Below are 12,002 nucleotides of genomic sequence, written 5' to 3'. Positions count from 1 at the left end.
CGCCCGCTCCGGTCAGGTGAGGCCCGCGTCGTGGGCGAGCAGCGCGATCTGGGTGCGGTTGCCCAGGTCGAGCTTGGTCAGGATGCTGGAGACGTGGGCCTTCACCGTCGTGATGCCCATGGCGAGGTCGGCGGCGATGTCGGCGTTCGTCCTGCCCTGGCCGATCGCCACCGCCACCTCGTGCTCGCGCGGGGTGAGGGCGGCCAGCGCGGCGCGGGCCTGCTCGTACGCCCCGGCCTGGGCGACCGTGCGCTCCATCAACCGCCTGGTGATGCCCGGGGACAGGATCGGGTCGCCTGCCGAGACCCGGGTGACCGCTTCCACGATCTGCGGTGGCGAGGTGTCCTTGAGCAGGAACCCGGCGGCACCCGCGCGGAGCGCGTGCAGGACGTTCTCGTCGGTGTCGAACGTGGTCAGCACGATCACCTCGGGCGGCCGGGCGCGGGCGCGCAGCCGGCGGGTCGCGGTGATGCCGTCCACGCGGGGCATGCGCAGGTCCATCAGGACGACGTCGGGGGCGTGGGCGTCGGTCGCGGCGATGGCCTCCTGGCCGTCGCCCGCCTCGGCCACGACGGAGATGCCGGCCGCGCCGTCGAGCATCATGGACAGGCCGGCGCGGACCAGGGCGTCGTCGTCTACCAGGAGCACGCGGATCACGCGGGCCATGGTAGCCGGGCCTGAAGCCGGAACTCACCCCCGGTGCTCTGGTGGTCCAGCTGCCCGCCGGCCAGGCGTACCCGCTCGGTGAGCCCGACCAGGCCGAGCCCGCTGCCCGGCGCGACGGGGGCCGCGTCCGCCGGGGGCAGCGGGTTGCGCATCTCGATCAGCAGGGGCGTGCCGGGGGTGCCGCGCAGCAGCACCTCGATCGGCTGGCCCGGGGCGTGTTTGCGGGCGTTGGTCAGCCCTTCCTGCACGACGCGGTACGCGGTCTGCGACGCGGCCGCCGGCAGGGCGTCGACGTCGGCAACCTCCTCGTGGAGCCGTACCGCCTGGTCGGCCTGCCGTGCGTCGGTGATCAGGCCGGGCAGGTCGGTCAGGCCCGGCCGGGGCTGCAGGTCGTCCGTCCGGTCGTCCTGCTCGCGGAGCAGGTTGATCACCTGGCGCAGTTCCTCCAGCGCCTGGTGCACGCCGGCGCGGATCACGCCGGCGGCCCGGGCGCGCTGTTCAGGGGAGGAGTCGGGGCGGAACTCCAGGGCCCCCGCGTGGGTGGCCACCAGGGAGAGGCGGTGGGCCAGCACGTCGTGCATGTCTCTGGCGAGCCGGCGGCGTTCGGCCATGCGCGCCTCGGCGATCCGCCGGCCCTGCTCGGCCTCGGCGCGGTGGGCGCGTTCGCGCAGCGACTCCAGCAGGGCGCGGCGGGAGCGGGCGAACGCGCCCCAGCCGAGCAACGCGCCGTAGGCGACGCAGATCAGCAGCAGCCACCAGCCGAAGGAGATGCCCGTGTTCGGCCGCCACAGCCCCTGGACCACGTGGGCCGCGATGCCCGCCCCCGTCACGGTCGCCGCGACCGGGAAGCGCCTGCGCTGGGCCACCTGCAGCGCCCCCATCGAGGCCGCGGGCGTGGCCACCGGGGAGAGGGTGGCCAGGAGGGTGGCGGCCAGCGCCCCGGACGCCGGCCACCGCAGCTGGGCGAGCGCCGCGCCCACGCTCACCGCCGCGAGAGCGAGGTCCATCCCCCAGGTGGGCCGGCCCGCCAGGCTCCACAACGACACCGCGGTCAGCGCGCCCATCACGATGAGCACTCCGGCGACCGCGGCCAGGTGCGGGGGTCGGGTCTCGTTCACCGGCCCAGGCTAATCTCCGGTACGGCGGAGCCGTCACCTACCAAAGTCGGACCCGCGCCCCACCGGTGGAGGAGAGGGCGCGACGCGCGCCCGATGCGGCGGACCGGGCCGGCGGCATGAACCTCTCCGTCAGGCGGGAGAGCCGGGTTTCCTGGGGCCGGGCCGTGCAGCCGTCGCACGGCGCATCCTCGCGGGTGTCCGTTACGCCGGCCACGGCCTACGCTCGACAGCACCAGGCACAGGGAGGTCTCGGCGTGGACGACGGGCTCGCATCGCCGCAGCCGCCGCCCGGCTACCTCTTCCGGCCCTGTGCGGGCGGCGAGGACCACGGCGCGATGGCCGCCGTGCGGCGGGGCTGCGCGGCACAGGATCGGATCGACGCCCGATCGGTGGTCGAGGGACTTCCCACAGCAGCCGAGATCGCGGATTCCTGCGCCACGCTGACCAACGCGTCCGAGAACCAGGTCCTGGTGGAGCACGGCGGTGATGTCGTCGGCCACGCGACGATCACGTGGTGGGAGGAGCAGGACGGCACGTGGTTATACCTGCACCGGGGCTATCTGCTGCCCGGCCACCGGGGCCGGGGCGTGGGCTCGGCCATGCTCGGCTGGGCCGAAACCCGTATCCGCCGGCTCGTGCGACAGCACGGCACCACGCGGACGGCCGTGTTCGGCGCGAACGCCACGGCTCACGAACATGAGGCGACGGCGTTGCTCCTCGACGCCGGATACCGGCGTGTCTTCAGCCTGGTGGAGCTGGTTCTGCCGGACCTGCGTCACCTGCCCGGCGGCAGCCGCGTGCCGGGTGGCGTCCGGCTCGGCGCCGTCGGACCGGACGACTTCCACGCGGCATGGACGACCGTGACCGACGCGTACGCGGATGCCGCCTTCACCGGGACGTGGACGTTCGACAGCTTCGTCGCCACGGCCGACCCCGCCTGCTGGCGGGGCGCCTGGGCCGGGACCGCATGGTCGGCGTCGTCCTGTGCTCCGTCCGCCGGCGGGACCACGCAACGGTGGGCGAAGTCGAGGAACTGAGCGTCCGGGCCGGGTCGAGACGTCAGGGACTCGGCCGAGCCCTGCTGCTGGACGGGTTGCGGTGCCTGCGGGAGCACGGAGCCGAGACCGCCCGGTTGTACACCGGCACGTCGAACCCCTACCGGTCGTACGACCTCTACGAGAGTGTGGGCTTCCGGCGCCGGACCGAGCACGTCCGCTATCGCGGCCGTCTCAGCCGCAGGCCTTGCCCGTGGTGCCGCTGCCCTTGTTGGTGCGGCCGATCCCGTTCGTCACGCTGCCCGAGGCCTTGGCGCAGACGCCGCTCGGGGCGTAGACCATGTTGCCCCAGTGGTGCCCGCCGTTGCCCGCGCGGTAGGTGAAGGACCGGCTCCTGGAGCTGGTGAAGACCGTGATCTGGCCGGTCGCGTGCTTGGACACCCTGGCCTCGCCCCAGTTGGTGCCGCACTTGCGGGAGTAGTAGAGCCGGATCGTGCCCAGGCTGTCACCGATCTCGTTCTTCAGCGAGGCCTTCTCGCCGGTGTACACCTTGGAGGCGGCGCACCCGCTCCGGTAGGGGTCCTTCCCGTCGTACGGGTGGGCGCTGGCCGGTCCCGCGGCCAGCAGGAGCGTCGAGATCGCCGTGACGGACACCGCGGCCGCTGCTACGTGGATCTTCATGTCGGACGGACTCCTTCATGGTGAGGCGGGCGTGGGGCCGCCCGGGAAGCTTGTGGTGAAGGGTTGCCGGGGATCATGGACCCCGGCCGTCAGCAGTTCTTGCTGATGTTGGTGAGGTCCTCGGCCAGGCCCTTGCGGAACTTCTTCTTGCCGTTGGTGCCGCCGTTCGTGGCGAGGCACTCCGTCCTCGTCCCCGCGGGGCCCTTGAAGTGCACCTTGGCGTACACCCGGTGGGAGCAGTGGTTGTTGAAGTAGACCGTCGTGGAGGAGTTGCCGTTCTTCCAGGAGTAGTTGGTCTTCCTCCCGCTGGGCTTGATGCAGGCGGTGCTGTCCCGCTGGACCGCCTGGGCGGCGGCCGCCGCGGCGGTGACCGTCCCCGCCGCGGCGGGCGCGGACAGCAGCGCCAGCGCGGCGCCGCAGCCCGCCAGGGCCGTGGTCAGCTTCTTGCCATTCACGTTCTCATCCTTTCTTTCCACGAGAAAATCGCGCCGGTACGGCACAGCACGCAACACGGCGCCGTACCGGAGTAAGGGGGGAACGGTTCCGACTATGCCGGGCCCGCTCGGGCAGCGGCAAGCGCCATTCGTCTGAGAATTGTCCAAACAATGTCCAGCCATCGGCTTGGACAATGAAACAGCAGCTCAGCAGCCCGATGAGGAATTATTGGAAAAACAATGGGCGCCTGCTCATGACGGCCGAGAGCGCGTTACTCGGGTGTATTCCCGTTGGCGCCGCACGCGTCGATACGGGCGACCGAGGCGCGCGGCGCCGGCACTTCACCAGGTGACCGGGAGTTCGTGGGCGCCGTAGATGATGGACTCGGTCTTGAGGGGCAGCTCCTCGACCGGCACGGCGAGCCGCAGCGTGGGGATGCGGCGGAACAACGTGTCGAAGACGATCTGCAGCTCCGTCCTGGCGAGGTTCTGCCCGAGGCACTGGTGCGGGCCGAACCCGAAGGCGAGATGGTGGCGGGCCTCGCGTTCGACGTCCAGGGCCTCCGGGTCCTCGAACACGGCGGGATCCCAGTCGGCCGACAGGCTGGAGATGACGACTCCCTCGCCGGCCTGGATGTCCGCCCCGCCGATCCGCACGTCCTCGGTGGCCACCCGCGAGGTGACCGTGTCGGTGATGGTGAAGAAGCGCAGCAGCTCCTCCACGGCCATGGGTGTCCTGGCCGGATCGGTTCTGATCAGGTCCAGCTGTTCGGGGTGGGTGAGCAGCCCGATCACGCCGAGCGAGATCATGTTCGCGGTCGTCTCGTGCCCGGCGGTCAGCAGCAGGAAGGCCATGCTGGTCAGGGCCGCGTGGTCGACGGCGCCGTCCTGGCGTTGCCGGGCGATCTGCCGGCTGAGCAGGTCGTCGCCCGGCTCGGCCTCCTTGCGGGTGACCAGTTCGCCGAGGTAGGCGCGCAGTTCGAGGAAGGCCCGCTGCCGCTCCTCCGGCGACGAGGTCCGGCGCACCGCCACGGCGGTGCGGCTCTGGAAGTAGTCGTGGTCGGCGTAGGGCGCGCCGAGCAGTTCGCAGATCACCAGGGACGGCACCGGCAGCGACAGCGCCTGCACCAGGTCGACCGGCCGCTGCTCGGAGGCGAGCATGCCGTCGATGAAGCGGTCGACGACGTCCTGGATCCGCGGGCGCAGCGCGGCCAGCCGCCGCACGGTGAACTCGCTGATCAACGGGCGCCGCGCCGCGGCGTGTTCCGCGCCGTCCATGCCGACCATCAGCGGCGGCTGGCTGCGGAACTGGCGCAGGGTCGCCGCGTCGACGTTGAGGATCGGGAAGCCGTCCTTGCGCCGGTCGGAGGAGAAGCGGCGGTCGGCGAGAACGGCTCGGCCTTCCGCGTGCCCGGACACCCACCACGCCTCGGCGCCGTTCACCAGCCGGACCTTGCTGATCGGCGCCTGCTCGCGCAGCCCTTCGTAGGCGGCGGGCGGCGCGAACGGGCAGCCCCGCTCGACCGGCAGCTGCACGCCGGCGAGATCGCCCGGTGCGTCCTTCGTCATCGATGACCTCTCAAAAGTCGGATCGGATCGAGCCCGGCGGGCAGGGCGAACGCCTGCTCGCCCGCCGGCGTCACGTGCGGGCCGGTGTTCATCGCCGGGTGAGCAGGGTCTCGGACTCGACGCGGGTCAGCTTCTCGGGGTTGCGGACGTAGTAGAGGCCGGTGATGCGGGCCCCGTACCCGGTCCCCTCCTCGGCGGCGTCCTCGACGCTGATCGTCAGCACGCCGTCGAGCTCGCCGTCCAGGCGCAGGACGAGTGCCGGGTTGCCGTTGACCACGGTGGGAGCGGTGGTGATCGTGCCGTCGTACCTGCCGATGCCGCCGACGATCAGGCGGCTCACCTTCCAGGCGCCGATGACATGCTGCATCGCGGCCTGCTTGACGCCGCCGCCGTCGGCCACCAGGACGACCTCAGGAGCGAGCACGTCGAGCAGGCCCTGCAGGTCCCCGGTCTCGACCGCGCGCTGGAACGACTCCAGAGCCGCCCGGGTCTTGCTCGGAGGGACCCCCTCGCGCGGGCGCCGGGCGCTGACGTGCCGGCGGGCGCGGTGGGCGATCTGGCGGACGGCCGCGGGGCTCTTGCCGACGGCGGCCGCGATCTCGTCGTAGCCGACGTCGAAGGCCTCGCGCAGGACGAAGACGGCGCGCTCGGTCGGTGAGAGCGTGTCGAGGACGAGCATGAGCGCCATCGACACGCTCTCGGCGAGCTCGGCGTCGTCGGCCACGTCCGGCGCGGTGAGCAGCGGTTCGGGCAGCCAGGGACCGACGTAGGCCTCCTTGCGGCGCGTCATCGTGCGCAGCCGGTTGAGCGACTGCCTGGTCGTGATCCTGACCAGGTAGGCGCGCTGGTCGCGCACCTGAGCGAGGTCGGCCTTCACCCACCGCAACCAGGTCTCCTGGAGGACGTCCTCGGCGTCGGCCGCCGACCCGAGCATCTCGTAGGCGACGGTGAAGAGCAGATTGCGATGGGTGACGAAGGCTTCGGTCGCCGGATCAGTGGTGTGGTCGCTCATGCCTCGACTCCTCTCCGTCGCGGCAGGCGCTCGCGTCTGTTCACCACGGTAAGGTCCTTTCGCTGGTAGCCGGCCGGCCGCCCCCGGCGGCCGGGAACGGGACCGGTCAGCGGATGGCCGTCGCATCGCCGCGCCTGGCCGCGAGTGCCTGCCCGCGCTTGGTGTCCTTGGCCCAGCTCGGGAAGTTCAGCGAACCCGGCCTGCGTGCCTGGTTCGCCAGCTGCCAGAGGATGCCCTTGCAGATGGACTCCTTGAGCATCGCGCCGGGGCGGCCGCCGATGTGGAGGCCCATCGCGACGTCGTCCCTGTGGGCGAGCTGCATGATGCCGGCCCGGCGCCCCAGGCTGATGCACTGCGAGACGAGCGCCATGGCCAGGGGCGCGGGGCGCCCGCCCGCGATCCGGCTGAGCACCGTGTCGGCGGCGTGCGGGCCCAGCTGGACGGCGGCCTGGCAGCTCATCCGGAACGGCAGGTCCGACGGCGCCGCCGCGTCGCCGGCCGCGACGATACGCGTGTCGTCCACGCTGGTCAACGTCTCGTCCGTACGCAGCCGGCCCAGGGCGTCGGTGCTCAGCCCGCTGCGTGCGGCCAGGTCGGGCACGCCGAAGCCGGCCGTCCAGATGGTCACGTCGCTCCGCAGTTCGCGGCCGTCGCCGAGCCGCACGGCGTCGCCGGTCACGGCCGTCACCGTCGTGCCGGGGCCGTCGAGCACGGTGACGCCGAGCTTGGCCAGCTGCCTGGCGACGGAGCGCCGCCCACGGGGGTGCAGGTAGGGGCCGAGCGCCCCGCCGCACGCCAGGGTGACGGCGCGGCCGGCCTCCGCCAGTTCGGCGGCGGTCTCGATGCCGGTCGGACCGGCTCCCACCACGGTGATCGCGGCCGTGGCGGGCGCGGCGCCGAGGTTCTCCCGCAGCCGCCGCGCCTCCTCCAGGGTGGCGATCGGGTAGGCGAACTCGGCCGCTCCCGGCACACGCGGGTCGGCGCTGCCGCTGCCCACCGCGTAGATCAGGTAGTCGTAACCGGCCGTGTCGCCGCTCGCCAGCATCACGCGGCGCCCGGCCGCGTCGATCCGGGTCACGGTGTCGACCACCAGCCTGACCTTCTCCGCCAGGACGTCGCGGTAGCCGGCGACCGCGCTGTGGGACCCGCCCACCAGCTGGTGCAGGCGGATCCGCTCGACGAAACGCGGGCGCGGGTTGATCAGGGTCACCGTCACGTCGTCGCGCTGCGTGAGGCGATTGGCGGCCAGGACGCCGGCATATCCGCCGCCTATCACAACGACCTGGGCGTTCTCGGTCATGGTGCTCCTTCATCCCGAGAGGGGTTCGGGCATAGGACACCACCCGCTCCCCCGGTGTGACCTGGTGTGAGACAGATCACTCCGGGAGCTCGCGGCCTCCCGGACGTGCACGACTGCTTCCGGGCCCTGACCGCCCCGCACGCCGGAAGGACGGCTCGGTGACGGGTGGCCCCGCAGCGCCGCGGTCACCGTCCGGGATCAGCGGTAGGTCAGCCCGCGCAGCAGCGTCTCCGCCGGACCGCGTACGCCGGCGCGGTCCATCAGGAACGCCGCCGCCACGGTGAGCAGCCAGGTGCCGAGGGCCACGAGTGCCGCCGACCAGCTCGACAGGTGCGCGCCCAGGCCCAGGCCCCAGGCCGCCAGGAACGGCCCGAACACCAGCGACTGGGCGAGGTAGCCGCTGAGGGAGCGACGGCCGAGGGCCACCAGCGCACGGACCGGCAGCGGCTCCCGGGTGCCGCACGCGGCGATCCGGTGGACGACGAGGCCGAAGAGCGCGGCGTAGCCCACCCCGGTGAAGATGCCGGTGTAGAAGTGCGGCGCGGACAGCGCCGCCCCGGAGGGGAGGCCGAGGACGCCCACGTGCCGCAGGGCGAGCGCCGCTCCGGTGAGCCAGCCGGCCGAGATGCCGAGCACCGCGACCCGCCGCAGCAGCGGCAGGTGCCGGGACGGCTCCTCGAGGATCCGGTGCCGTGCCGCGAGGACCCCGATGAGGAACGCCGCCGGCAGGGCGAGGGTGACCAGCCCCGAGACCAGCTGGGCCAGCCACTGGGCCACGCGGATCGCGGCGGAGAGCAGGTAGGCCGGCTCGGCGATGCTGATCCGCTGCGCTTCGGCCGCGACGGCCGCGGATCCGCCCGGGACCGCCAGGGCCATGATCGTCGTGACGGCCGCGGCCAGGGCGCCCAGGGCCAGCAGGGCGCCCACCCAGATCCCGAGGGTGCGATCGCTCCGGCCGAGGAACAGCGGCACCATGACGAGCCCGATCAGGCCGTACATCCCGATGATGTCGCCCTGCCACAGCAGGGCGGCGTGCACCGCGCCGAAGACGAGCATCCACAGGTGCCGCCGGCGCAGGAGCCGGCGGGCCTGCTCCGGGCTCGTGCCGCGCGACCTCTGCCGGGCGTACAGCTGCCCGATGCCGTAGGCGAACAGGAAGCCGAACATGGTGTGCGTACGGGCGTCCACGACGATCAGGGTCAGGGCCTGCGCGATCCTGTCCGCGAGGTTCCCGTCGACGGGGTGCAGCATGATCGTGCCCGCCGGTGACTCGTAGAGGAACCACGGCACGTGGGCCAGCGCGATGAGCACCAGCATCATGCCGCGGGCGAGGTCCGGCGCGAGAACCCGTTCCGCCATCGGGGTCGGGCGCGGCGGGGCTCCGGCGGCGGGCTTCGAGGGCGGGCCGGTATGGGGTGTCGAGGACATGCCGTCGATCTCAGCCGTCGCCGCGCTCATCTGCCAGTGAGCCCATGTCACGACCTGGCCGTGACATTCCCGCAGGTGAAGTCATGACGTGATGTCACTGGTGACGCCGCGGGGCAGGCAGAATGATGGAGCACGCGAACCGGCGCCCGGCCACCAGGAGAGGACCAGTGAGCCCGACGAACGCGGTCTCCGAGGAGTCCGAACCCGCGCGCGGGCAACTGCGCAGGCTCAACCTCACCATGTTCCTGCCGATGCTCGTCGCCGCCGGTGCGCTCGTGGTGGCGACGGACGCCCGCTCGTGGTGGGACATCCTCGTCCTGGGCGCGGGCGTGGTGGCGGCCCTGGTGGCCTTCGTACAGTGGGCGGCCGGCGACGTCCTGCGCGTCGCGCTCCCCTGCCTGGTCGTCGCCGCGGCCGTGTGGCCCTTCTCCGTGCTGGTGATCGACGGCAGCGCGGCGTTCTTCGCCCTCTCCTGCGTGGGCGCCTTCGTCGTCCCTCAGCTGCCGCGTCACCGGGGCGCGGCGGCCTTCGCGCTGACCGCCTACATCGCGGTGGTGGGCGCGTTGAGGCTGCCAGGGGCGCACGACGTTTCCGCCGTGCTGATCCCGTACGTCCTCATCCCCACGGGCGTCACCGCGGCGCTGATCGGTCTGAGGTTCCCCAACAAGCGCTTCTACGACGTCGTCACGGAGCTGGAGGAGGCACGGGAGCGGGAGGCGGAGCTGGCCGTCATCCGCGAGCGCGTCCGGTTCGCCGGCGACCTGCACGACATCCAGGGCCACACCCTCCACGTGGTGAAGCTGAAGACGGCGCTCGCCCGGAAACTCGTCGACAGCGACACCGAACGCGCCAAACAGGAGCTGCGGGAGATCCACGCCTTGGTGAGCGACACCATCACCCAGACGAAGGAGCTCGCCTACGCGCAGCGGCGGCTCAACCTCTCCGCGGAGCTGGAGAACGCGAGAAACCTCTTCGAGGCCGCGGGCATCCGGGTGCGCGTCGATCGCGAAGCGGACGTCGACCCGGCCGCGGGCGAGCTGCTCGGCCAGGTTCTGCGCGAGACCACGACCAACATCCTGCGCCACGCCCAGGCGACGCGGGTGCGGATCACCCTGTCGGAGTCGAGCATCACCGTCGTCAACGACGGGGCCCAGCAGGCGCCGCTGCCCGAGCTGCGGGGACTGGCCGCCCTCGAGCAACGCCTCGCCGCCGACGGAGGCGAGCTTACGGTCCGCCAGGACGGCGGGGAGTTCCTGACGGCGGCGGCGTTCCCGCACCGGCGTTGACGACAGCGCCGCCCGGCGGCGCGCGGCCGTCCGGGCGCCGCGGGGCCCGGACGGCCGCCGAGCCTGGGGGGCGGACGTCCTGCGGTGGACGCCCGCCCCTGCCGTCACTGCTCGACGTTGGCGTTGTACTTCTGGATGGGCGTCTGCAGCGTGGCGGCGGCGTTCTGCATCGCCTGCTCGGCCGGGGTGCGAGGCTCCTGCCCCTCCCCGGCGGGCACGGCCTGCTCGAGGCCGACCTCGGCCGCCTTCCTGGCCTCGGGCATGACGCCGAGGAGGCAGCCCGACGTGGCCGCCGACGGCTGCTGGGCGCGCAGTTGCGTCACCGCGACCTGGAAGTTGGGGTTGTCGTTCGCCTTGGCCTGCGGGTTGACCGGCACGTATCCGGTCGCCTCGTGCCATTTCGCCTGCTGCTCGGGCGTGTTGGAGAACTTCACGAACTCCCAGGCGGCCCGCTTCTCCGCGTCGCTGTGCCCCGCCGCGTTGATCCACAGGGAGGCGCCGCCGATGATCGTGCCGCCGCTGGAGGAGTCGGACACCTTGGGGAACGGGGCGGTCTTCAGCTCGAACTTGCCCTTCGCGGCCTCGGTGTAGCCGCCGAGGGCGGAGGTCGACTCCAGGTGCAGGGCGATCGTCCCGGTCTTGAACGCGTTCTGGGCCTGGTCGGTCGGCCGGCCGGTGTTGGTGGCGTAGCCCTCCTTCACCAGGTCGCCCAGCCACTGGGCGAACTTGGGCCCGGCGCCGGTGCCGAAGTTCACCTTGGTGGCCAGGCCGTTCCTGCCGTTGCCGTTGTCGCAGTACTCGGCGTTGTCCTGGGCGGTCAGCTGCTCGACGAACCAGCCGTAGAGCGCGGCGTTGAAGCCGAACTGCTTGACCGTTCCGCCCTCCTTGACGGTGAGCTTCTTCGCCCACTCGCCGACCTCGTCGAGCGTGGCCGGCGGCTTGTCCGGGTCGAGCCCGGCCTCCTTCACGGCGTCCGCGTTCATGTAGAGCAGCGGCGCCGAGGAGTTGAACGGCATCGACCAGAGCTTGTTCTTGATCGTGTAGTAGCTGGCGATGTTGGGCTCGATGTTCGCGTTCTGGTCGAACTTGTCCTGCTCGATGAACTTGTACATCGGGACGACCTGCTGGGAGTCGTACATGAACCGCGAGCCGATGTCGTAGATCTGGACCAGCGGGGGCGTGGCCTCCTGCTGTACGGCCTGCTTGTAGGCGACGACCATCTGGTCGTAGTCGCCCTTGAAGACCGGCTTCACGGTGATCTTGTCGTTCACCTTCTTGAAGTCGTCCACCATGGCCTTGATGGCGAGCTCGTTCTTCTCCTTCATCGAGTGCCAGAACTCGATCTCGATCGGTTCGGTGATCGCGTCCGCGCCGGGCGCCGTGGCGGCCTCGCCGCCTTCGCCCGAGCCGGCGTCGCCACCGCAGCCCGTCAGAGCGAGGGAGAGCGCGGCCGTGACCACCAGCCCGTCGCGCGTACGCCGAAATCGGGGTCGTGCCATCTGGGAACTCCGTT

At 71.9% G+C, this 12,002-nt stretch carries 11 protein-coding genes; 2 read left to right on the top strand and 9 right to left on the bottom strand.

The window, feature by feature from the left end; genetic code table 11:
* Positions 1-12: 12 nt before the first annotated feature.
* Entirely contained in the window at positions 13-666 is a 654-nt protein-coding gene (locus ABGB14_RS04945; protein ID WP_347642321.1) for a response regulator transcription factor, read from the bottom strand.
* Positions 654-1,784, bottom strand: coding sequence for a histidine kinase (locus tag ABGB14_RS04940; protein WP_347642320.1), 1,131 nt, complete (start codon positions 1,782-1,784; stop codon positions 654-656). Before ABGB14_RS04940 ends, ABGB14_RS04945 begins: the two co-directional genes overlap by 13 nt.
* Positions 1,785-2,038: 254 nt before the next feature.
* On the opposite strand from ABGB14_RS04940, the gene ABGB14_RS04935 reads away from it, so the two are divergent.
* Positions 2,039-2,821 carry a GNAT family N-acetyltransferase gene (locus tag ABGB14_RS04935; RefSeq protein ID WP_347642319.1) on the top strand — a complete coding sequence of 261 codons (783 nt, stop codon included), beginning with the start codon at positions 2,039-2,041 and terminating at the stop codon, positions 2,819-2,821.
* Between the two features lie 192 nt (positions 2,822-3,013).
* Here the strand turns inward: ABGB14_RS04935 and ABGB14_RS04930 are convergent, their stop codons facing one another.
* The 6 genes from ABGB14_RS04930 to ABGB14_RS04905 all read right to left on the bottom strand — a co-directional run bounded on the left by ABGB14_RS04930 (position 3,014) and on the right by ABGB14_RS04905 (position 9,203).
* Positions 3,014-3,460 carry a DUF2690 domain-containing protein gene (locus ABGB14_RS04930; RefSeq protein WP_347642318.1) on the bottom strand — a complete coding sequence of 149 codons (447 nt, stop codon included), beginning with the start codon at positions 3,458-3,460 and terminating at the stop codon, positions 3,014-3,016.
* Positions 3,461-3,549: 89 nt separating this feature from the next.
* Positions 3,550-3,915 carry a hypothetical protein gene (locus tag ABGB14_RS04925; RefSeq protein WP_347642317.1) on the bottom strand — a complete coding sequence of 122 codons (366 nt, stop codon included), beginning with the start codon at positions 3,913-3,915 and terminating at the stop codon, positions 3,550-3,552.
* A 321-nt stretch (positions 3,916-4,236) separates the two neighbouring features.
* The gene (locus ABGB14_RS04920; RefSeq protein WP_347642316.1) at positions 4,237-5,463 is read right to left on the bottom strand and encodes a cytochrome P450; all 1,227 of its coding nucleotides are present in this window, start codon (positions 5,461-5,463) and stop codon (positions 4,237-4,239) included.
* 88 nt (positions 5,464-5,551) lie between these two features.
* Entirely contained in the window at positions 5,552-6,475 is a 924-nt protein-coding gene (locus ABGB14_RS04915) for an RNA polymerase sigma-70 factor (RefSeq protein ID WP_347642315.1), read from the bottom strand.
* A gap of 106 nt (positions 6,476-6,581) precedes the next feature.
* On the bottom strand, positions 6,582-7,775 hold the full coding sequence (locus ABGB14_RS04910; RefSeq protein WP_347642314.1) for an FAD-dependent oxidoreductase: 1,194 nt from the start codon (positions 7,773-7,775) through the stop codon (positions 6,582-6,584).
* Positions 7,776-7,973: 198 nt separating this feature from the next.
* On the bottom strand, positions 7,974-9,203 hold the full coding sequence (locus ABGB14_RS04905; RefSeq protein WP_347642313.1) for a DUF418 domain-containing protein: 1,230 nt from the start codon (positions 9,201-9,203) through the stop codon (positions 7,974-7,976).
* A 167-nt stretch (positions 9,204-9,370) separates the two neighbouring features.
* On the opposite strand from ABGB14_RS04905, the gene ABGB14_RS04900 reads away from it, so the two are divergent.
* The gene (locus tag ABGB14_RS04900; protein WP_347642312.1) at positions 9,371-10,489 is read left to right on the top strand and encodes a histidine kinase; all 1,119 of its coding nucleotides are present in this window, start codon (positions 9,371-9,373) and stop codon (positions 10,487-10,489) included.
* A gap of 104 nt (positions 10,490-10,593) precedes the next feature.
* Here the strand turns inward: ABGB14_RS04900 and ABGB14_RS04895 are convergent, their stop codons facing one another.
* Positions 10,594-11,988, bottom strand: coding sequence for an ABC transporter substrate-binding protein (locus ABGB14_RS04895; RefSeq protein WP_347642311.1), 1,395 nt, complete (start codon positions 11,986-11,988; stop codon positions 10,594-10,596).
* Positions 11,989-12,002 lie beyond the last annotated feature (14 nt).

It is taken from the genome of Nonomuraea sp. B10E15, from assembly GCF_039871615.1.
GTDB lineage: Bacteria > Actinomycetota > Actinomycetes > Streptosporangiales > Streptosporangiaceae > Nonomuraea.
This window is presented reverse-complemented; position numbering and strand designations above follow the sequence as displayed.

What these genes read in the sequence shown, in the direction of transcription:
- ABGB14_RS04945 (WP_347642321.1), bottom strand. Translation starts at nt 666, where the DNA reads ATGGCCCGCGTGATCCGCGTGCTCCTGGTAGACGACGACGCCCTGGTC.
- ABGB14_RS04930 (WP_347642318.1), bottom strand. Translation starts at nt 3,460, where the DNA reads ATGAAGATCCACGTAGCAGCGGCCGCGGTGTCCGTCACGGCGATCTCG.
- ABGB14_RS04920 (WP_347642316.1), bottom strand. Translation starts at nt 5,463, where the DNA reads ATGACGAAGGACGCACCGGGCGATCTCGCCGGCGTGCAGCTGCCGGTC.
- ABGB14_RS04915 (WP_347642315.1), bottom strand. Translation starts at nt 6,475, where the DNA reads ATGAGCGACCACACCACTGATCCGGCGACCGAAGCCTTCGTCACCCAT.
- ABGB14_RS04910 (WP_347642314.1), bottom strand. Translation starts at nt 7,775, where the DNA reads ATGACCGAGAACGCCCAGGTCGTTGTGATAGGCGGCGGATATGCCGGC.
- ABGB14_RS04905 (WP_347642313.1), bottom strand. Translation starts at nt 9,203, where the DNA reads ATGTCCTCGACACCCCATACCGGCCCGCCCTCGAAGCCCGCCGCCGGA.
- ABGB14_RS04895 (WP_347642311.1), bottom strand. Translation starts at nt 11,988, where the DNA reads ATGGCACGACCCCGATTTCGGCGTACGCGCGACGGGCTGGTGGTCACG.